Raw genomic sequence first — 20,056 nt, 5'->3', positions numbered from 1 at the left:
AGGGTTTTTTCCTTTTAGAATTCCTGATACCCGAAAACTGAATCTCGGGGAGTAAAGCGAGCCTAGGAAACGTACAAGAGTCCGAATTGTATTGTGTTAATGTGTTCATTTCATCAAAAAAATTGGTTTTAAATCGATTCCGTAATTTCTGAGGAATCTATGCGAGGAAAATCTAATATTGGTAGTCCCTTTTCTAATACAGTAAGCCCATGAATAAGACCATTACTCTTTTTGTTTTCATTCTACTTGCCGGGTTCTTGCCCATTTCCTGTTCTGGGCCGCTGGATGTCAAAATCATCAAATTGGGTCATGCACAAGTGGTCAATCATCCCGTTCACGAGGCCATGCTTTTTATGGCAGAGCAGGTGGAAAAGAAATCCGGAGGAAAAATCATCATGAAGGTGTACCCCAATCAGCAATTGGGTTCGGAGCGTGAGTTGATTGAGCTTTTGCAGATCGGGAGTCTGGGAATGACCAAGGTTTCTGCAGCTGCCTTGGAGGGATTTGCACCTACTATGCAGGTTTTTGGGATGCCTTATTTGTTTAGAGATGATGCGCATCAGCGCAAAGTCTTGGAAGGTGAGATCGGAAAGCAACTTTTGCTGGATGGAGAGGAGTTTTGGCTCCGTGGCCTGACCTATTACGATGCAGGAAAGCGGAGTTTTTATACCAAAAACAAACCGGTGGAAACACCGGCAGATCTCGCCGGACTCAAAGTCCGGGTAATGGAAAGCCCAACTGCTGCAAGTATGGTCAAAAGCTTTGGAAGTTCACCGACACCGGTATCCTATGGAGAACTGTACACAGCGCTGCAGCAGGGAATCGTGGATGCAGCCGAAAATAATCCCCCAAGTTTGTACACCTCTAAGCATTACGAGGTCTGCAAGTTTTACAGCTTGGATGAGCACACTGCGATACCCGATGTGGTCATCATCAGTACCAAAGTCTGGGAAAGACTTAGCCCGGAGGAGCAAAAGTGGGTTCAGGAAGCGGCTGACGAATCTGCAACCTATGAATATAAACTTTGGGCCGAATCCACTGCCGAATCCATGCGAGAGCTTGAAGCCGCAGGTGTCACCATTACTTATCCGGACAAAGAACCCTTCCGTAAGGCAGTGGAAAGTGTATATGAACAACTCAAGGTTCAGCAACCGGAGATCTATGCTATAGTCAGTGCAATCCGAGAAGTCAATTAACCCAAAACCCTGAAGCGAAAATGTTTTCCAACTACGCAAAATCCAAACTGGATCAGTTGATCGCCAATATGCTGGTCATCCTGATGGCCCTAATGGTACTGAATGTGACTTGGCAAGTGACTTCCCGCTACGTTTTCAAAGATCCGAGCTCATTTACGGATGAACTTTCCCGATACATGTTGATTTGGGTGGGGATGCTCGGTGCGGCCTATGTAGCCGGGAAAAACGAACACCTCGCCATCGATATTGTCCTAAATAGCCTCAGAGAAAAGCTTCAGAAGAAAGTACTGATCTTGGTCAGCCTTTTGGTTATGATTTTCGCTTTGACAGTGATGGTCATCGGGGGCTCAAATTTGGTTTACATTACATTCATTTTGGGACAAAAATCTGCGACACTTCAGATTCCTTTGGCCTATGTGTATGGCATCATTCCATTTAGCGGAATTTTGGTTTGTTATTATCAAGCGTTTACCATTGTTCATTTGACTCAATCTTTAAAATCAGCCGAATAATGGAAGTGATAAGCATATTAGTACTCGTTTTATCCTTTATATTTTTTCTTGGGATAGGGGTTCCGGTAGCTTGGAGTCTTGGACTTTCCAGCATGTTGACCTTGATGGTCACCGTGGCTACCATGCCTGCAATTACTACTGTAGCTCAGCGGATGGGGACGGGTTTGGACAGCTTCTCTTTGCTTGCAATCCCATTTTTCATCCTAGCAGGAGAGCTGATGAACCGCGGAGGTATAGCCAATCGATTGATAGAATTTGCAAAAGCACTCACGGGTCGACTTCCGGGTGGCTTGCTTCATGTCAATATCGTTGCGGCGATGCTGATGGGGGCCATTGCGGGATCTGCGGTGGCGGCAGCATCCTCTATGGGTGGGATTTTGGGTAAAAGAATGGAAAAAGAAGGCTATCCCAAAGAGTTGGGCGCGGCCGTAAACATTACTTCTTCCACGACGGGATTGATCATTCCCCCATCCAATGTGTTGATCGTTTATTCTTTGGCATCAGGAGGGGTTTCCGTTGCGGCTTTGTTTGTGGCGGGGTATTTACCGGGATTTTTGGTGGGATTGCTGCTGATGATCACGGCTGCGATTATGGTCAAAATCAAAAAACTTCCTGCCGGAGAAGTTTCTTCCCTTAAGTTGGTTCTGACTACGTTTTGGCGGGCAGTTCCAAGTCTTTTCCTCCTGATTGTAGTGATTGGGGGGATCATTGGAGGAGTCTTCACCGCAACTGAAGCATCGGCGATTGCAGTAGTCTATAGCTTAGTTCTCACCTTGATTTATCGAGAAATCGGATGGAAGGACCTCCCGTCCGTCTTGCTTAAATCAGCTGAAACTACTGCTGTGGTCATGCTTTTGATTGCTACTTCTATGGCTATGTCTTGGGTGATGTCCAGTGAGGAAATTCCTCAGCGCATCAGCAATGCCATGCTCTCGCTCAGTGATAATATCATCGTGATCCTGATACTGATAAATATCCTGCTGTTGTTTGTGGGTGTATTCATGGATATGACCCCGGCAGTATTGATCTTCACTCCGATATTTCTGCCTGTAGTGACCAATCTCGGTGTGGATCCGGTTCATTTTGGGATTATGATGGTACTTAACCTTTGTATTGGCTTGTGTACGCCGCCGGTAGGGTCGATTCTTTTTATTGGTGTGGGTATTGCACAGACGACTATTCAAAAAGTAATCAAACCACTCCTGCCGTTCTTCTTGGCAATGATTCTTGCTTTGATCTTGATTATGCTGTTTCCGGAGATTACGCTATGGTTGCCGAGACAATTTGGGTTGTAAAGTGAGACTAAAGACACAAGATGCAAGACACTAGAATTAAACTCAACTCCCACTTGGACAGCAATTTTATTTTGAAATCGAATCGCAATTAATGGGTGCAGTAGGAATTTTAGTAGCGTAAGGAGAGGGTTCTCGCAGGCTTTCCAAAGTCCAAATAAATCTAGAGTGCTATTTACGGAATTAAAATTTCTGATGAGTTTTCTGAGAAAAGCAAAAATCCGAAGCTGATAACTTCGGATTTTTGCTTTTATAAAGCATGAAACTCGCCTTTTCAATCGGAAGCTTTCGACATTGAAGACCTTCGAGGTTTGAAAAAAAACCTCAAAGGTCATCGTTCTGCCTACTGCGACTGAATACTGATTACTTTCTTTCCACTTCTCGCAGATTCTCCAGTTTCTTATTTCTCAGGAAGCCGTTGATGTCTTCGAAATGTTCCTTGACCCGCTTATTCCCAAATTCAAAAACTTTGGTCACCAAACCATCCAAGAAGTCCCGGTCGTGGGAAACGATCACCAAGGTGCCATCAAATGCCTTCAAGGCATCTTTGATAATGTCCTTGGTTTTCATGTCCAAATGGTTGGTCGGTTCATCGAGAATCAGCAGGTTGACCGGCTCAAGCAATAATTTGATCATCGCCAAGCGTGTTTTTTCTCCGCCGGAAAGTACCTTCACCTTTTTGTTGATTTCGTCTCCTTTAAACATGAACGCTCCCAATAGGTCCTTCACTTTTGTTCTGATTTCACCGACCGCAATCTGATCGATTGTTTCAAATATGGTTAAGCTTTCATCCAAAAGTGATGCTTGATTTTGAGCAAAATACCCAATCATGGCATTGTGGCCGAGTTCACATTTACCCTGAAATTCAATCTGACCCATGATGGCTTTCATCATAGTCGACTTACCTTCTCCGTTTTTTCCGACAAAAGCTACTTTCTGCCCACGTTCAATGGTCATGGATGAATTTTTGAAAACCACATGGTCTCCATAGCTTTTGCTCATGTCGTCCACGATTACCGGGTAATTTCCCGATCTCGGGGATGGAGGAAATCGGAGTTTCAAAGCAGAACTGTCTACCTCGTCCACTTCGATGAGCTCCATTTTCTCCAGCATTTTCACACGAGACTGAACCTGTAATGTCTTGGAATAAGTGCCCTTGAAGCGGTCGATAAATTCCTGAATATCTGCGATGGTTCGCTGTTGATCCTCGTAGTGTTTCTGTTGCTGCTCGCGACGTTCTTTTCGAAGCTCCAGATAATGACTGTACTTGGCTTTGTAGTCGTATATCCTGCCCATTGTGACTTCAATGGTACGGGTCGTAATGTTGTCTACAAAAGCCCTGTCGTGAGATATTACCACTACAGCTTTGGCCTTAGTCATCAAAAATTCCTCCAACCACTGAATGGATTCGATGTCCAAATGGTTGGTTGGTTCATCCAGCAGGATCAGATCAGGTTTTTGCAAAAGAATTTTAGCCAACTCAATTCGCATTCTCCATCCTCCAGAAAATTCCGAAGTCGAACGCGTGAAATCTGCCCGTTCGAAGCCCAATCCAAGCAGAACTTTCTCTACTTCCGCTTCATAATTCACCTCTTCGATGGCGTAAAACTTCTCGCTGAGTTCGGAGACACGTTCGATCAACTTGTAATAGTTGTCCGATTCATAGTCTGTTCTGACGGTAAGTTCTTCGTTGATTTTCTCGATTTCGGCCTTCATGTCCAGATAGCTTGCGAAGGCTTTTGCCGTCTCTTCCATCACCGAGCAATCGTCCGAAGTCAACAAGTGTTGTGGAAGATAGGCCACGACAAATCCTTTGGGAGCAGAAACAGACCCCGAAGAAGGCTTGCTTTGACCTGCGATGATCTTAAGAAGGGTGGATTTACCTGCGCCATTTTTACCCATCAAGGCAATTTTGTCGGTATCATTGATGGCAAAGGAAATATTGCTAAAAAGCGGAGTGCCGCCGTGCATGACGGTCACATTGTCAACTGAAATCATGAATCTTGGAATTGAAGATGCAAAGGTAGGAAATTGAAGATTGAAAAATTTGAAGATTGGGAAATTAGCTGATAGCCTATAGTCCATAGACCATAGCTTATAGACTCAGATTTTCTTCCAACTATGGTCTATAGACTATGGACAATGGACTTTAAAACTTAACTTCGCCCCATGCTTGTAATTGTCACCGGTGTCTCGGGAACGGGTAAAACCACCTTGGGATCGCTATTGGCCGAAAGGCTCAAACTACCTTTTTTCGACGCGGATCATTTTCATTCTGCGGAAAATATCGCCAAAATGAGTGCAGGTCATCCCCTCAATGATGAAGATCGAGTTCCCTGGCTTCAGGCTTTGGCGGATCGATTGGTAGCTTCGGAGCTTGAAGGTGGTGCCGTGTTGGCTTGTTCTGCTTTGAAAAATCCGTACCGGGAAAAGCTCAACGTTTCAGAAAATCTTCGATGGATTCACCTGATTGGATCGCGAGAGCTGATTTGGGAGCGGATGCTGGCGCGAAAAAACCATTACATGAAGGCCGGAATGCTGGATTCTCAGATTGCCACTTGGGAAAAACCACAGACCGGATTCGAACTTGATATTTCCGGGACTCCCGAAGAATTGCTCGAGGAGTCTCTTAATTACCTAAAAACTCAACCTATGAACATGAAAATGGGCGTGATCGGAATGGGCGTGATGGGCAAAAGCCTTGCGCTGAATTTAGCTGAAAAAGGCGTTCCCGTATCACTTTACAACCGATTTGTAGCTGGAAAAGAGGAAGGAATCGCTCAGAAAGTAGTCGATGAAAATCCTGAATTTTCCAATATGTTGGCATTTGAGGACTTGCAAAAATTTGTGGATTCACTCGAAAAGCCACGGCGGATTTTGATGATGATTCCTGCAGGCGCTGCGATTGACGCGCAGTTGGATACTTTGATTCCAATTCTTGAAAAAGATGACTTGGTCATTGATGGAGGTAATTCTTTTTACCTCGACTCGGATCGACGCGTAAACCGACTGAAAGAAGTAGGGATGCATTTCCTGCCAATGGGCGTATCGGGTGGTGAAGAAGGCGCTCGAAAAGGTCCTTCCATCATGCCCGGAGGAAATGCCGAGGGCTATGCAATGGTGGCCGATTTCTTGGGGAGAATTTCTGCTAAAGATAAAAACGGCAAACCCTGCGTGACGTACGTAGGGCCGGGCGGGTCGGGCCACTTTATTAAAATGGTACACAATTCCATAGAATATGGAGAAATGCAGGTTTTGGCGGAATTGACGCACTTGTTGAGATTTGGATTTGGTTGTACGCCTGAGCAAGTTTCTGAGATTTTCAGCGAATGGGGAAAGGGAGAGCTCAAGTCCTTCCTGCTTGAAATCACCGCTGATCTGCTTCTTTTTAAGGAAAACGGAGAGTTGCTTTTGGATAAAATCCTGGATCAGGCTGGCCAAAAAGGAACCGGAGCCTGGTCATTGACTACAGCATTGGAATACGGAATTCCATACAGTCCTTTGGCGGAATCGGTGAATGCACGCGGGGTTTCCGGAGAAAAGGTAATGCGGGTAGCTTTCTCCAAAACCTTCCAACATGAGTTTGTAAAAGTGGAGGGTTCGCTCGAAGAATGGCTTCCCAAAATCAAAGCGGCGTATTCTTTGTCCCGGATCATCAACCACGAGGTGGGATTCCGATTGATGAAAACTGTTTCTGATGCCAAAAATTGGGACTTGAACTTCAATGAGATTTCAAGAATCTGGACCAATGGTTGTATCATCCGTTCGGGCTTGATGGAGACGATTTCAGTGAATTATGCGGATATCAAGCCGTTTTTCGAAATGACGGGGGTTAAAGATCAGGTGATCTCCGGAAGAAAGCCTTTGGCGGAATTGGTTGGGTTGGGACTGACTCACGGGTTTGCACTGCCGGTGATGAGTGCCGGAATTAATTATCTCTTGGGGAGAATCACTGCCGAATCCAGCGCATCTGTCATTCAGGCGCAGCGGGACTACTTCGGAGCGCATACCTATCAGCGGAAAGACGATCCCAGCGGGAAGTTTTACCACACGGAGTGGAGTTAAGATTTACGAAATATGAATTACGAGGGGCTGGAGAGATTCAGTCCTTTTTTTATTTCTCACAGATGGCTCAGATAAGCACAGATTTACCGCTTACTTTTCACCAATTACCATTTACAAGTTACTCTCAGGGCTATCGTGTCTTTGTAGCAAGAATTGCTCACAGATGCCACAGATCTTCACTGATTTCACCATTTACTTTTTACCACTCACCACTAACCTTTCACAAAAATCCTCCCGCTCTCTGTGGTGAAATCAAAATTTTCCATCATCGGATAGGTTTGCAAAAGGGAAAGGCCGAAATTATGTGACCAACCTAACCCTGATCGATATGAAAACCGCTAAAATTCTGTTTTGGCTCTTTTTTATGAGCTTTTTCAGCAGTTCTCTTCTTTTTTCCCAAGAGCTACTGATCAATCATGTCAACATCATCACCATGGAAAATGATATGGTGTTGGAGGATCACTCGATCTACGTGAAGGATGGAGTCATTATGGAAATTGCTCCCGAAGAAGAAATCAGCGTTGCTGGAATTCGCACTTTGGACGGACGGGGAATGTATATTTTTCCGGGTTTGGCTGAGTTTCATGCGCATATTCCACCCCCTGAACAGTTTGGTCCCGAATTTCAGGAGGAAGTGTTATGGCTGTACCTGGCAAATGGGGTGCTGAGAATTCGAAGTATGTTGGGGCATGAATCGCATTTGGCATTGAAGGCTAGAGTTGAAAGTGGTGAAATCAAAGGCCCTCGGATGTTTGTCTCAGGTCCTTCGCTTAACGGCACCTCTGTCACTGACCCCGAAGCAGGACGAGCGATGGTTAGAGCGCAAAAAGCTGCCGGCTACGATCATCTCAAGCTTCATCCCGGATTGGATACTCCAAAATTTTTGGCCATAGCTGACGAAGCTAAAAAGATAGGTATTTTCTATGGAGGTCACGTGTCGATGGATGTGGGCTTGGTGACTTCATTGACCAACGGCTACCGATCTGTGGAGCATATCGATGGCTACCTCGAAGCGATGATCACCGATAAGAGTAAACTTGACCCAACCAAATCAGGACCATTCAATATGCTTTCGGTAGGTGAAGTAGATAAAAATCTTTTGCCGGGATTGATCAAAATGACATTGGACAACAAAGCGTATGTCGCGCCCACCATGACACTATTTGAGCGATATTTTGGATATCAGCCTGCCTACGAATTGCGTCAGCAACCGGAAATGTTCTACTTGCCAGGTCAGCTCGTGACGCAATGGTTTAATACCAAGACTCAGTTGGAAAGTAGCGGTGTTTTGGCAGAGGAGAAAGTGAAACCTTACCTTGATTTTCGTAAGGCTCTTTTTCTGGAACTTCATCAAGCAGGTGTTCCCATGCTGATGAGTTCGGATTCCCCACAGGTTTTCAATGTGCCGGGATTTTCCATTCACCGGGAAATCGAATCCATGTCCGATGCCGGGATGTCAAACTATGAAATTTTAAAAACCGGATCGGTGAATTGTGCTGAATACTATGAGCAAGGAGGAGAGTGGGGAGTATTGAAGCCCGGTGCCGCGGCAGAGTTTGTGATGGTTCAAAAAAATCCGCTTGAAGATCTGACTACATTGGAGAAGCCACAGGCAATTATGATCGGAGGGAAGTTCATGCAGCGGGACGAACTTCAGCTGCAGATAAATCTGATTCGTCAAAAGTATATAAGACAATAGAAAGTGCGAAGTACGAAATTAGAAATACGAGGCTTGAAATACGAAGTATGATTTCGAGTGGCCAAATAGACTTGATGTACTTTCCTACTTTCCTACTTTCCAACCTTCTCACATTACAACTTTCCAACCCAAAACCATGAAATACCAAAACCTTTTAGGAATTTCGCTGACCGCTTTGTTGGCTATTTCCTGTTCCCAAAACCAAAAACCTATTAAAGAAGAAATCAATCTAATGATCAAAGCTGAACAAGTGGCTGAGCACAAAGGCCAACCCGTATTCCATTACGTCCTCGACAACGGAACCATGCAGGTGGAAATGTCAAACTATGGCGGACTCATCTCCAAAATCATCGCTCCAGATAAAAATGGCAATCTTGAAAATATTACCCTGACTTTGGATAGCATTTCGGAGTTCCTCACCAAGCCAAATCCTTTTTTTGGAGCAACTGCGGGTCGAGTAGCCAACCGAATTGCTGATGCCAAATTCAACCTTGATGGCACTGAGTACACCCTCGCCAAAACCAACGGGGATAATCACCTACACGGGGGAGTAGAAGGGTTCAACAAAAAAGTGTGGACTCCGGAGACCTACTCCAACGACTCTGTAGTCGGAGTCAAAATGACTTACCTCAGTGTGGATGGCGAAGAGGGATATCCGGGTAATTTAGAATCTACGCTTTGGATGGAACTCACTACTGATAATGTTCTTCGAATCCGATTTGAGGCCACAACTGATAAAAAGACAATCCTCAACCTGACCAACCACACCTACTTTAATCTAGGCGGAGCGAAAAGAGATGTGCAGGATCATGAATTTCAATTTTGGGCGGATGCATATACGCCGGTAGATGATGAGTTGATACCAATAGGAGAGGTGAAAGATGTGACGGGAACACCATTTGATTTCCGAACTCCTAAGATCTTGGGAGATCAAATTGCTGCCAATGCAGGCGGATTTGATCACAACATGGTGATGAAAATGGAAAAATCATCGGACATGAAGCATTTCGTCAAAGTGCGTCATGCCGAAAGTGGTCGTGTGATGGATATGTACTCGGACAACATGGGCGTGCAGTTCTATACCGGCAACTTTATTTCCAACTTTGCCGGAGCGGATGGAAAAATCTATGACAAACATTGGGGCTTTTGTCTGGAGTCCCAAAACTGGCCTGACGCCATCAATCACGACAACTTCCCCAGCCCAATTCTAAATCCAGGAGAGAAGTACACGCATAATATTGAGTATCGCTTTTCGGTAGAGAAGTAAAAAAGAATCCCTCCAAGGGACTTAAAGCCCTTGGAGGGTTTAATCTTTAATAAACCGTAGAAGCAGGGCTGAATGATGTACTCTCATTATAAAAACTGAATCCAAATCGAGGTAATAAACAATTCGGTAATTCCCTTCTGTTAATTCTCGGATTTGAGATATTGAAAATTCAGGAACTATTCTTCCTGATTCGGGAAAATTTTCAAGTTGATCAACCCTTTTGATCAATTTCTGGACTTGTTGATCTGCATAAAATTTAGAACCCTCTTTGATATAAGAATGAATGGTTTTAAGATCTTGGACTGCTAAATCAGACCAAAAAATGTTTACCATTTCTGAGCTAAATTTTTCAACTCCTCATGGGAAATAACTTTCCCTTCATTTACCTGTTCAAGGCCTTTTTCAACTTTTTCTATGAAAATCAAGCGTTCTATCAAAACTTCCAAGTCAAAGTTTTCAGGCATTTCCTGAATAGCCTCCAATGCTTTTTTCTTTTCCATACAGGAATTTACGAATTATTCTGAGAAAGGTCTTTCAGAATAGGGTGTGAAAATTTTACAAGATTGGCTTCAACTGCAAATTCTCTCCAATCGCTCGGATTACTTTTAGAATGGTTTCAAACTGAGGTTTGGAGTCTGGGGAGAGGGCTTTGTACAGGCTTGGACGGCTGAGTCCGGTTTGGTCAGCGATGCGGGACATTCCTATCGCCTTTGCCACATGGCCAAGCGCAACGATGATTTCTTGGGCATTTCCTTCTTCGAGTACGGTATTCAAGTATTCCTGAACCATTTCCACATCATCGAGGTATTCGGAAATGTCAAATTTTGAGGTATTCATATTAGTTTTCTTTGTATTGATTCCAGAGGGCCTTTGCTTTTTTTATGTCAGAATCTTGAGTGCTTTTGTCTCCACCAATTAGTAGTAAAATCAGTTTATCCCCTTGTTTCTTGAAGTATACTCTATAACCCGGTCCAAAGTGAACCCGCATTTCTTCAATTCCATCGCCCACTGAGCTAACGTCTCCGAGATTGCCAGATTCAATTCTTTGTAATCTCAGCAATATTTTAGCCTTGGCTTTTCTGTCATTCAGTTTTTTAAGCCACTTGTCGAATTCTGAGGTTTTCTCCAGAAGAAACATACGTAAATGTAATCACTTGGATACAAAAGTAAAATGCCTTAGCCTTTTTCTGTTTAAGGTTCTATTAATTCAAACTGTCCAGATTGCACAAATTCTTACAACTTGCCTAGCTCAATTCTGAATCCATGAAAAGTACACTCACAACATCAAATACTGATTCTCTATGGAGAAGTAAACAAAGAACCCAAGAGTTTTGTGGCTTTTGCAGCGTTTTGTTTTTTTTCAATTCAATTAGATTATTTTTTTCCAATTCATAACAGTTCTTAAATCCATTTCAAACTCTCCTTTTTGACCAAAAGAATAAGCCTTTTCATAGATAATGACATCTTCTTCAAAATTTATTGGAGATATAAATCCTTTACGTATAGTAGAAATCTTCGAAATTCGCATTTCTTTTAAATCAACAATAGTTAGGGAAGTAATCGGCCCTTCTTGATAATCAGTTGTAAGCCATTCCTGCAATGCCAAATACTTTGACTCTGGATGCCAAAGGTTGACAAATCCAAAAATTCGATTTTTAATTGGTTTTCCGTTTAATTCAAGAATATAGTATGAAGGCCCAAATCTTATGTCGCCCTCTAAAATAAAACTCAGTTTATGTTTACCATCCGGTGATCGGTATTTTGGAGTGTTATTCATAAGGAGATTTCTAAGATTCTAAAAATAAAAAGGATTTACAATAGATTAGCATTCGAAAAAAAGTTTGGCTACCAGCTCCTGCACCTCTTCAAATCCCTGATACCCACAAATCACCGCTTCGAAATCACTTGGATTTCCCAAATGCTTTAGGGCCAATGGATTTCCAAAATGGATCAAAAAACAAGGTTTACTTTTAGCCAATTCCTTAATTTCATCTAGCACAGTTTGCTCCATTCCAAACTGATTCAAGGGCTTGTGACTTGGGACAAACACCGTCAGGATTACTTTTTCCGCTTGTTCCACCGATGCAAATGGGATCTCCAATTTTTGAGCAAAATGACTTTTTCCCGAAGTAAAAAACTCCTGGTAACCCAACTTTCCTCCTTCTGCCAAGGCTTGAAGTTCTTTGGGTTTGATTTCACCCGAAATCACCGAAATATAATTCTCCGCCAAGTCCTTTTGTAGTTTGGAATGACGTTCCCAATCAAAAGTTGGAACATCAATTGGCCTAGTTTCCAACACTTCCAAGCGCTTTTTCAAATCCATCACTTTTTCAAAGACGGCATGCACTTCTGCATCTGAGCTGTTTTGAGCGATTTTTTCGATCCCTTCTTTTACATGATCTGAAAAACAAAGAATGTCATTTCCGGCAAGGAAAGCCTCCCATTCCAAGTCTCCAGGTTCGGGAAATAGGTTTGCTACAGCTTTCATATTCAGCGCATCGGAGATCACGAGGCCTTTGAAACCCATTTCTCCCTTCAGCAAATCGGTAATCAACTCCCGACTGATGCTGGCGGGAATGTCTTTTCCTCCGGTCAGTGCAGGCACGGCTAAGTGTCCTACCATGATCATTTCCACTCCGCGATCAATTCCATATTGGAAGGGGAAAAGTTCTTCAGTTTGGAGTTCGGCTTTGGTTTTATTTAAAATCGGTAAGCCCAAGTGTGAGTCCACCTCGGTGTCTCCGTGTCCGGGAAAATGTTTCAGACAAGCTCCTATTCCTGCCTTTTTCATTCCAGTATAGGCAGCAAATGAAAGCTTCGCAACGTTTTTGGCTTGATTTCCAAAAGAACGATAACCGATCACAGGATTATTTGGATTGGTATTCACATCTGCACAAGGAGCTAAATTCAGGTGAATACCGGAGCGCTTCATATCAAATCCCATTCGATAGCCGACTTCTTTGATCTGCGTTTCAGCATCATTTTTTAATGCGCCAAGGGTAATCGCAAAAGGATATTGTGGTGTTTTCTCAACCCGCATCGCCAAGCCATATTCCCCGTCGATACTTATTAGAAGTGGGACCTTGGAAATTGTTTGGTAACGGTTGATCAGCCCGATCATTTTCTCAAAAGTCCCAGTGACTTCGAGAACTTCAGCCCGTTTTTCAAAGTTGGCTGCGGCTGAATGCCGGCTGTGAAAAAAAGTCAAACCTCCGATTTCCTGCTCTTGAATCAGCTTTTCAATGGCTTGGTGGTTTTCCTCGGTATCGTGAATAAACGCCGCAGGAGAGAAGCATTGGGCGATTTTTTGTTTCCTATTCATTTTGTCTTGTCGATTTTCACTTCGCTATTCATTATTCGGCGTTCGACATTCATTATTTGAAAAATATCTAATTATGAACGCTCAATATCGAATGTGGAACGAGATTGCCAACAGAAGTATCTTCACTTCTGTGTTTTACTATATTTTATTGAAGTTCGTGGAGACACGAACTTCGGCTGCGAGTTGCACTTTCCTATATCTTATTCAGCGTTCGATATTCATTATTAAAATTTCGAATATCGAATGCTGAACATCGAATGTCGAAGTTTTAAAATTCTCACTTTAGCTTTCTAACTTCCTGCCAAATTCCCTCGGATACTTCACCAAATAAGCCATCACAAATCCCGGAATCGTTGCTAAGACCACCCAAACAAAGAATCCCGGATAGCCCAACCACTGCTGCATGTAGCCACTCAGCATTCCCGGTAGCATCATTCCCATGGCCATAAATCCGGTGGCAAGCGCATAATGGGCAGTTTTGAAAAGTCCTTCAGCCAAATAAATCAAGAAGACCATGTATGCAGCAAAGCCAAATCCATAACCCAGTTGCTCAATCAAGACCACCCCTCCGGCAAATACCATACTTTCGGGTTGAAGCCACGCGAGAAAAACGTATCCAATATTCGGGACATTAATCGCTATCACCATAGGCATCATCCACTTGCCCAGTCCGTCTCGGGAAATCAAAATTCCTCCCAAAATCCCTCCTGCCAAAAGTGAAATTACCCCAAGCGTACCATAAAGAAACCCAACATCTGTCACACTTAATCCCAAGCCACCTTCTGTACGTTCATCCAAAAAGAAAGGGGAGGCCATCTTCACCAGTTGAGATTCACCAAGGCGATAGAGGAGAACAAAGCCGAGTGACAACCCAATATTTTTCTTGGTGAAAAAGGTCGAAAATACTTTTCCAAAACTAGGTTGATCAGCTCTTGCTACGCGCTCTTCGATGACATTTGGTGTAGTGAAATAGTTAACCAGCGTTAGCGTCAGCATTAATCCTGCTACAATGATCATCGTCCAGGACCAGGCTTTCGCCGGATCGCCAAAGTGAGTCTCCAGATTTCCAGCGATAATGACGATCAATCCCTGTCCGGTGATCATCCCAACCCGGTAGAATGTACTTCGCATGCCCACGAAAAAGCTCTGCTGATCAGGCTTCAGCGCAATGAGGTACATGCCATCCGAAGCAATGTCATTGGTGGCAGAAGCAAAAGCGCCCATCCAAAAAAAGGCGAGCGTGATGATGAAGAAATGGGAGGTTCCGGTGGTCAATCCCACTCCCAAAAAAGCCAGGGCCAAGATCAACTGCATGCTGAGAAACCACTTCTTTTTGTTGCCGAAAAGCTCCAAAATCGGGCTCCAGATGGGTTTGATCACCCAAGGCAAATACAGAAATGACGTGTAAAGCCCGATGTCGGCATTGGATACGCCGAGACTTTTGTACATGATTACCGAAACAGTAATAATGATGACATAAGGGACGGACTCGGTGAGGTAAAGTGATGGAACCCAAAACCAAGGGTTTTTCGTGGAGGTTTGGGTCATATTTTACGCAGTAAGTTTTCATAAACACTGACTTCAGAGCCATCGATCGTTTTTGCGCCCACGGCTTTTTCATAAAATTCCGCCGGACCAACTCCCCCAATGATCGCATACGCGTAGCCCATTTCCTTTAGGGATAATAGAGATTTAATCAATAAAACTTTTCCAATTCCTTTACCTCTTTCGGATTCTAAAGTGCCAGTTGGCCCGAAGAAATTCCGAGCTGTACTTTCGTAGCAGGCAAAGCCCAAAATTTGATTTCCTCGCTGTGCAATCCAGCAAGATACCGGCTGCCGCGAAAAAGCAACTTCTACTTCCGATTGCCAATAGGTTCCAAACTGCTCCATGACCCATTCGCTTACCAAATGTTTTTCGGGAGCAATTGCCCTCCGGAAAATAATTTTTTCCTTTTCCAGAAGCTTCTTTTCAATTTCCGAAACATCGGGAAGTTCTATCAGGCGAACGAGCATGTCTTTCATGGGCGGGTGGATTTTGGGGTTTGGAATACCTGAGTTTGCACAATTCTTCCGTAATGATCAATCCACCGAATGGCTAAATACTCAGTGTTCAGGCTGGGTACTTCTAAATACCGGACTCGCGATCCCCCGACCCAAGCGGTATGGATGGTGGCTTCATGAAGTGTATTGAGATCGCTTCCACCTTGGACCATTGCATAGCGAATGGCTGGATCAAGTGGCTTTTCGAGGTTGATTTGAGTTTTGTCCGTTGTCGTTTTTACATCATATACTACCGGGATTTCGATGATTGCCGCGGACTTGGGTTCAAAGGAAGGAGGCAGGGTTGGTTTGTCGTAGACTTCTTTTTTGAGCAATTCTGCAATATCCTGATTTTTGACATAGATGGATTTTGCCGAAAAAAATGCGTTGCCATGAATCTGAGGTAAAGTCCGGGCATAATTGACCTGCGTGTTGAGTTCGGATGGGATTTTCCAAGCCTCATCGGAGTCGTCTCGTATTTTATACGGGCCGTTTCCGATGTAAATATTGGTGTTATAACTGTTGTTGGACCACCAGTCTGCCAGTTTACGGTATGAAGCCAATCGGTGCTCCATGCTCCAATAGAGTTGGGGGATGAGGTAATCGATCCAGCCGTTTTTCATCCAAAGCAGTACATCTGCAAAAAGATCGTCGTAATTGGTCTGCCCGGCACGGGTAGGAGATCCTTTGGGATCTTTGTCCTGATTTCTCCAGACTCCAAAAGGCGAAATCCCAAATTGCACCCAGGGTTTTTGGCTTTTGATAGTTTGATTTAAGGCGAAAATCAACTCGTTCACATTTTGCCTTCTCCAGTCTTCCCGGGATTGCCCAGGTTTTTTGTATTTGTCGTAGGAAGCCTTATCTGGAAATTCCTGTTTGGGTTCCCGATAGGGATAGAAATAATCATCAAAGTGAATGGCGTCCACATCGTAATTGGTAACCACTTCATTGATGATCGCCAATAATTGATTTTTCACCTCAGGAAGTCCGGGGTCATAATACCATTTGCTACCGTATTTCAGCATCCAATTTCGATGCTTGTTGAAGTCATGCTCGGGGCTGAGTTCCTCCGTATTGAGGGTCATGGTAGCGCGATAGGGATTGAGCCAGGCGTGAAATTCAAGACCCCGATCATGGGCAGACTTGATCATCCAAGTCAGTGGATTTTCTTGGGTTTTTGGGGCTTGAGCCTGTTTTCCGGTTAGATATTTTGACCAGGGAGCCAGGTTGCTTGGATAAAAGGCGTCACCTGCAGTACGAACCTGAACAATCACAGCATTGAAGTTCAATGATTTGTAGTAGTCCAGAAGTGCAATGAATTCCCGTTTTTGTTTTTCCCATGGATCAGTGGAAGATATCGGCCAGTCTATATTGGCTACAGTAGCGATCCATACGCCGCGGAATTCTCGGGGAATATCCGGCATGCGATAGGCCAGCGGCCTCAGGGCTACAGCAGGCTGGGGTAGTGTTTTGGAAGGTAGCGTTTCGCTGGTTTTTGAAGGGAATGTGGAGGCTGGACTACTCGGTCTCGGAGATTGAGCGACAGGTTTTTTGGTTTTGCATGCTGCAAAAAGAAGAATGGAAATCAGAAAAAGGGAAAGGTATTTCAGAAGGGAATTCATTGAGGTAATTATAGCTGAGGGACAGGTTTTAGGTTGAGATCGGAAAGTTTTTTACGAAGCTGGTTCATGAATTTATCTCCCGGGTCAGATTTGACAGTTCGGTAGTTTGGGTCATTTTCTTTCCAGAGGTTCGTATTTTGAAAATTTTGATATTCATGATGTCCGATGACATAGTCGATGGGATATTTCCGTTTGAGATGTCGAATCAATAATTCATTTGCCTTCAGTTGGGCTTTGGTCAATGGCATATCATCGCCGCCGATGTTTTCAATTCCGATTGCCAGATAGTTTAAGCCAATTACGTGCCGAGCAAAGGTGGTGTCCGGTAAAAGTCTGAAAATCGTCCCATCCCGGTCAATTAAAAACTGGCTGGAAACATTCAGATTACTCGCCCCCGTCAAGTCCGCTCGACCTCCCAAAGTTGGGGGATTAAAGACATCAAAAGTCACTTCGACAGTTTTTATAGCCGTCCAATGGACGACCACCATTTGAGGCTCGATTGTAGCGGTAGATTTGTCCAGTCCATGACGGTCTTTGAGGTATTGGAGGGAAAGCTGCTCCCGCTCCGCATTCCAGGTGATGGGTTTGTCGAAAATCCGAAAAGTAGATTGACTTGTTGCACAGGAAATTTGGAGTAATGCAAAAGCCAAAATGAAAGAAATCTTGAGGAGTTTGATTTGCATTTCTTTAGAGTTTGGGAGGTCTGTAATCTTCAGGCTAAACTAGGCAGAAAACCTAAAAATGTAACCTTGGGAGCCAATCAAGTTTGGTTTAATGCGAATCCAAGCAAGGTTCCAAGAATTCTTTTATCGGGTGATGAAATTGTTATAGCAAATTCAATTATCACTATCGTATTATCAATCCCAAGAACTCCGAAGGGGTGAAATTATTAATCCCCCGGATGATATACCCGCTTTGCATTTTTTAATACTTCCTCCTTATCCAAGGTCATCTTTTTTAGATCGCGGCTGATAAACCGCTCCATTTGATCTGCAAAATGCGGGCTGTCGGCACGATTGCTTGCGCCATAGACATTGATGGATTCGATGATCGGCAGACCGTCCCCAAACTTGACCATCAGGATATAGGACTCACCTTGTGTTGCTTTTCGCATTCCATTTTCCCAGGGTGTGGATCGGATGGTGGTCAAGACATCATCGATGCCCCAAATCGGTAAAATCTTGTCGCCGCGTATCAACTTTTGATATTCCCCTAAGCCAATCAGTTCTTTTCCAAAATGGGTTTCAAAGTGCGCTTTTGCTTCGCGAATTCCTTTTACAGCCTCTGCTGTTGTCAATTTGGTGTCAATGCTTTTTCCTGCCTTTGCAAACTCTTTTCCCCAATAGTAATAGCTGAACGCAAAAATCGCTGCCCCCTCACTCTCGATGTTTGCTTCTCGGTTCCAGTTGTTCAAAGCACTGATTTGTTTTTCTATATCCGGAAATTGGGAGGCATCCAAGCTGAAAAGTGCCTTCATGTCTGTTCGGAAAGCCAAGTCAGAAGGCAAGGATTGGTCAAATTTGATTCGCTCAAACTGCTCCCAACTGATTTGGCCCAAATCCGGCATCAGCTCTCGAAATCGGGTAGATCGATTATTGTCCCGAAGGTCAAATCCCATTTCAGAAGGGTATTGGTCAGGCGATAAATTGTCAGAATAGGCAGATGCTTTAAATGGCGAATGATTGGTATTGTACAGGTAGCCTGAGCGTGGATTTACCTGTTGGGGAAGGTCAGCGAAAGAATGAAATTCGGTCCAGAGTGTCTTTTTAGTATTTCCCTGGACAGTGCCGGAATAGTCAAACCCCGGTGTTCTTTTTGGTAAAAGGGCGTTGCTGACGTAGAAAATGGTATCGTATTTATCCGAGTAGACGGTGTTGAAATTGCTGAGCTGCATGGCGCTCATGGCAGTTTTCCATTCTGAAAAATTTTTGGATTTATTCATTTTCCACCATTGCTCGGCTGCGCCGATCCGCTCCAAAGCGCCCAATCGAATGGCAAAAGTGCCTTGTTCTGTGACAAGGGTAGGACCATAAATACTTTTCCAAACCTTTTTCGGGACTGGTATGGTAATCAGATCCCAAAGTTTGACTTTCAGCCAAACGGTCCTTTCTTCCAATTCCAGCCATTCTCCATCGACAGCATATTTATTCTGATTTTCAGGATTGATTTCCAGTTGGTAGATATCCAAAAAGTCAGGTGAGTTAACCGTATGCGCCCAACCTAAGTACTCATTTACGCCATGGAAAATCATCGCGCCCCCGGGGAAAAGTCCTCCCAGTGCATTCCATCCTTCATCTGAGTGTAAATGGGCTTCATACCAAGCTACCGGGCCTTCCAAGGGTTGATGGGAGTTGATGGCCAGGAAAGCTTCGCCTGTATCAGTACGTGAAGGATGAATAGCGATTGCATTTGAGCCTTTTGGCTGAGGGTCTTCAGGAATAAGCTCCACTTTTCCACTCACAATCGCCTGAACAGCCCGATCGGCACCTGACATTTGAGCAAGTGACAGAATATAAGCAGAGGCTATTTCTTTGGGGCTTATTGGAAAAGCAGGTTGGTAAAGCACCTGTCCGGGGTGGGCATAAGCATAATCATTAAGCCCTGCGGCATAGCCTTCCAGGACTTTTTTGAATTCAGATGAAAAGGTTTCATCGTATTTTTCTTTCGCTATTTTATTTGTTTCCAACAGGTTAACAAAGAAGTCAATTCCTACGCCTTCTTCTCCAAATACTCGTCCTGCCAAGCCTTTGCCAGCCAAAACTGTTTTTTGAATCGTTTCAAAATCATCTTCAGCATGCGCCCAAGCAAGCCCATAAGCAACATCTGCATCTGTTTTGCCAAAAATATGAGGTACCCCAAACTCATCTCTTGCAATTTCTACCCGGGTAGTATCCCAATCAGATGATTTGTGTACAAAGTTGCAGCCTGAAAGGAGTAGAACTGAAAGCAAAAGGCATATTAATAAAAAATTTCCTGAGCTGAATTTGATTGACATAGAGGGTATAAATTCGTTTTCCAACCAAGATTAATAAAAAAGCC

Annotated in this window: 18 protein-coding genes; 6 read left to right on the top strand and 12 right to left on the bottom strand. The window is 43.9% G+C overall.

The window, feature by feature from the left end; translation table 11 throughout:
* Window positions 1-209: 209 nt before the first annotated feature.
* Genes Q8M62_RS02820 through Q8M62_RS02810 form a run of 3 tightly spaced genes read left to right on the top strand, consistent with a single transcriptional unit; the run spans window position 210 to window position 3,003 of the window.
* Window positions 210-1,196 carry a TRAP transporter substrate-binding protein gene (locus Q8M62_RS02820; RefSeq protein ID WP_304899160.1) on the top strand — a complete coding sequence of 329 codons (987 nt, stop codon included), beginning with the start codon at window positions 210-212 and terminating at the stop codon, window positions 1,194-1,196.
* A 20-nt stretch (window positions 1,197-1,216) separates the two neighbouring features.
* Complete coding sequence (locus Q8M62_RS02815) at window positions 1,217-1,708, top strand: TRAP transporter small permease (RefSeq protein ID WP_304899159.1); 492 nt, start codon at window positions 1,217-1,219, stop codon at window positions 1,706-1,708.
* A complete protein-coding gene (locus tag Q8M62_RS02810; RefSeq protein ID WP_305668010.1) occupies window positions 1,708-3,003 on the top strand; it encodes a TRAP transporter large permease in 1,296 nt (431 codons plus the stop codon). The genes Q8M62_RS02815 and Q8M62_RS02810 overlap by 1 nt, the downstream gene beginning before the upstream one ends.
* Window positions 3,004-3,363: 360 nt before the next feature.
* Here the strand turns inward: Q8M62_RS02810 and Q8M62_RS02805 are convergent, their stop codons facing one another.
* Window positions 3,364-4,998, bottom strand: coding sequence for an ABC-F family ATP-binding cassette domain-containing protein (locus Q8M62_RS02805; RefSeq protein ID WP_304899157.1), 1,635 nt, complete (start codon window positions 4,996-4,998; stop codon window positions 3,364-3,366).
* 171 nt (window positions 4,999-5,169) lie between these two features.
* On the opposite strand from Q8M62_RS02805, the gene gndA reads away from it, so the two are divergent.
* The 3 genes from gndA to Q8M62_RS02790 all read left to right on the top strand — a co-directional run bounded on the left by gndA (window position 5,170) and on the right by Q8M62_RS02790 (window position 10,031).
* Window positions 5,170-7,065: an NADP-dependent phosphogluconate dehydrogenase gene (gene gndA, locus Q8M62_RS02800; RefSeq protein ID WP_304899156.1), complete on the top strand. Its 1,896-nt coding sequence runs from the start codon at window positions 5,170-5,172 to the stop codon at window positions 7,063-7,065.
* A gap of 328 nt (window positions 7,066-7,393) precedes the next feature.
* Entirely contained in the window at window positions 7,394-8,764 is a 1,371-nt protein-coding gene (locus tag Q8M62_RS02795) for an amidohydrolase family protein (RefSeq protein WP_304899155.1), read from the top strand.
* A gap of 136 nt (window positions 8,765-8,900) precedes the next feature.
* Window positions 8,901-10,031, top strand: a complete 1,131-nt coding sequence (locus tag Q8M62_RS02790; RefSeq protein ID WP_304899154.1) for an aldose epimerase family protein — start codon at window positions 8,901-8,903, stop codon at window positions 10,029-10,031.
* Between the two features lie 39 nt (window positions 10,032-10,070).
* On the opposite strand, the gene Q8M62_RS02785 is transcribed toward Q8M62_RS02790, so the two are convergent.
* The 11 genes from Q8M62_RS02785 to Q8M62_RS02735 all read right to left on the bottom strand — a co-directional run bounded on the left by Q8M62_RS02785 (window position 10,071) and on the right by Q8M62_RS02735 (window position 20,012).
* Complete coding sequence (locus Q8M62_RS02785; RefSeq protein ID WP_304899153.1) at window positions 10,071-10,364, bottom strand: type II toxin-antitoxin system RelE/ParE family toxin; 294 nt, start codon at window positions 10,362-10,364, stop codon at window positions 10,071-10,073.
* Entirely contained in the window at window positions 10,358-10,531 is a 174-nt protein-coding gene (locus Q8M62_RS02780; RefSeq protein ID WP_304899152.1) for a hypothetical protein, read from the bottom strand. Before Q8M62_RS02780 ends, Q8M62_RS02785 begins: the two co-directional genes overlap by 7 nt.
* Window positions 10,532-10,586: 55 nt before the next feature.
* The gene (locus Q8M62_RS02775; RefSeq protein ID WP_304899151.1) at window positions 10,587-10,868 is read right to left on the bottom strand and encodes an addiction module antidote protein; all 282 of its coding nucleotides are present in this window, start codon (window positions 10,866-10,868) and stop codon (window positions 10,587-10,589) included.
* A gap of 1 nt (window position 10,869) precedes the next feature.
* On the bottom strand, window positions 10,870-11,169 hold the full coding sequence (locus Q8M62_RS02770) for a type II toxin-antitoxin system RelE/ParE family toxin (RefSeq protein WP_304899150.1): 300 nt from the start codon (window positions 11,167-11,169) through the stop codon (window positions 10,870-10,872).
* Between the two features lie 231 nt (window positions 11,170-11,400).
* Window positions 11,401-11,808, bottom strand: a complete 408-nt coding sequence (locus Q8M62_RS02765) for a hypothetical protein (RefSeq protein WP_304899149.1) — start codon at window positions 11,806-11,808, stop codon at window positions 11,401-11,403.
* Between the two features lie 45 nt (window positions 11,809-11,853).
* A complete protein-coding gene (locus Q8M62_RS02760) occupies window positions 11,854-13,353 on the bottom strand; it encodes a glycoside hydrolase family 3 protein (protein WP_304899148.1) in 1,500 nt (499 codons plus the stop codon).
* 282 nt (window positions 13,354-13,635) lie between these two features.
* Window positions 13,636-14,901, bottom strand: coding sequence for an MFS transporter (locus tag Q8M62_RS02755; protein ID WP_304899147.1), 1,266 nt, complete (start codon window positions 14,899-14,901; stop codon window positions 13,636-13,638).
* Window positions 14,898-15,377 carry a GNAT family N-acetyltransferase gene (locus Q8M62_RS02750; RefSeq protein WP_304899146.1) on the bottom strand — a complete coding sequence of 160 codons (480 nt, stop codon included), beginning with the start codon at window positions 15,375-15,377 and terminating at the stop codon, window positions 14,898-14,900. The genes Q8M62_RS02755 and Q8M62_RS02750 overlap by 4 nt, the downstream gene beginning before the upstream one ends.
* Window positions 15,374-17,017 (bottom strand): glycoside hydrolase family 10 protein, encoded by a 1,644-nt coding sequence (locus tag Q8M62_RS02745; protein WP_304899145.1) that lies wholly within the window; start codon window positions 17,015-17,017, stop codon window positions 15,374-15,376. Before Q8M62_RS02745 ends, Q8M62_RS02750 begins: the two co-directional genes overlap by 4 nt.
* 8 nt (window positions 17,018-17,025) lie before the next feature.
* A complete protein-coding gene (locus tag Q8M62_RS02740; protein ID WP_304899144.1) occupies window positions 17,026-17,700 on the bottom strand; it encodes an N-acetylmuramoyl-L-alanine amidase in 675 nt (224 codons plus the stop codon).
* Window positions 17,701-17,906: 206 nt separating this feature from the next.
* A complete protein-coding gene (locus Q8M62_RS02735; RefSeq protein ID WP_304899143.1) occupies window positions 17,907-20,012 on the bottom strand; it encodes a penicillin acylase family protein in 2,106 nt (701 codons plus the stop codon).
* Window positions 20,013-20,056 lie beyond the last annotated feature (44 nt).

It is taken from the genome of Algoriphagus sp. (assembly GCF_030694375.1).
Taxonomy (GTDB): domain Bacteria; phylum Bacteroidota; class Bacteroidia; order Cytophagales; family Cyclobacteriaceae; genus Algoriphagus.
This window is presented reverse-complemented; position numbering and strand designations above follow the sequence as displayed.

Bases quoted from the DNA above. Each gene is read 5' to 3' on its own strand.
- Q8M62_RS02820 (WP_304899160.1), top strand. From the start codon at position 210: ATGAATAAGACCATTACTCTTTTTGTTTTCATTCTACTTGCCGGGTTC.
- Q8M62_RS02815 (WP_304899159.1), top strand. From the start codon at position 1,217: ATGTTTTCCAACTACGCAAAATCCAAACTGGATCAGTTGATCGCCAAT.
- Q8M62_RS02810 (WP_305668010.1), top strand. From the start codon at position 1,708: ATGGAAGTGATAAGCATATTAGTACTCGTTTTATCCTTTATATTTTTT.
- Q8M62_RS02805 (WP_304899157.1), bottom strand. From the start codon at position 4,998: ATGATTTCAGTTGACAATGTGACCGTCATGCACGGCGGCACTCCGCTT.
- gndA (WP_304899156.1), top strand. From the start codon at position 5,170: ATGCTTGTAATTGTCACCGGTGTCTCGGGAACGGGTAAAACCACCTTG.
- Q8M62_RS02795 (WP_304899155.1), top strand. From the start codon at position 7,394: ATGAAAACCGCTAAAATTCTGTTTTGGCTCTTTTTTATGAGCTTTTTC.
- Q8M62_RS02790 (WP_304899154.1), top strand. From the start codon at position 8,901: ATGAAATACCAAAACCTTTTAGGAATTTCGCTGACCGCTTTGTTGGCT.
- Q8M62_RS02785 (WP_304899153.1), bottom strand. From the start codon at position 10,364: ATGGTAAACATTTTTTGGTCTGATTTAGCAGTCCAAGATCTTAAAACC.
- Q8M62_RS02780 (WP_304899152.1), bottom strand. From the start codon at position 10,531: ATGGAAAAGAAAAAAGCATTGGAGGCTATTCAGGAAATGCCTGAAAAC.
- Q8M62_RS02775 (WP_304899151.1), bottom strand. From the start codon at position 10,868: ATGAATACCTCAAAATTTGACATTTCCGAATACCTCGATGATGTGGAA.
- Q8M62_RS02770 (WP_304899150.1), bottom strand. From the start codon at position 11,169: ATGTTTCTTCTGGAGAAAACCTCAGAATTCGACAAGTGGCTTAAAAAA.
- Q8M62_RS02765 (WP_304899149.1), bottom strand. From the start codon at position 11,808: ATGAATAACACTCCAAAATACCGATCACCGGATGGTAAACATAAACTG.
- Q8M62_RS02760 (WP_304899148.1), bottom strand. From the start codon at position 13,353: ATGAATAGGAAACAAAAAATCGCCCAATGCTTCTCTCCTGCGGCGTTT.
- Q8M62_RS02755 (WP_304899147.1), bottom strand. From the start codon at position 14,901: ATGACCCAAACCTCCACGAAAAACCCTTGGTTTTGGGTTCCATCACTT.
- Q8M62_RS02750 (WP_304899146.1), bottom strand. From the start codon at position 15,377: ATGAAAGACATGCTCGTTCGCCTGATAGAACTTCCCGATGTTTCGGAA.
- Q8M62_RS02745 (WP_304899145.1), bottom strand. From the start codon at position 17,017: ATGAATTCCCTTCTGAAATACCTTTCCCTTTTTCTGATTTCCATTCTT.
- Q8M62_RS02740 (WP_304899144.1), bottom strand. From the start codon at position 17,700: ATGCAAATCAAACTCCTCAAGATTTCTTTCATTTTGGCTTTTGCATTA.
- Q8M62_RS02735 (WP_304899143.1), bottom strand. From the start codon at position 20,012: ATGTCAATCAAATTCAGCTCAGGAAATTTTTTATTAATATGCCTTTTG.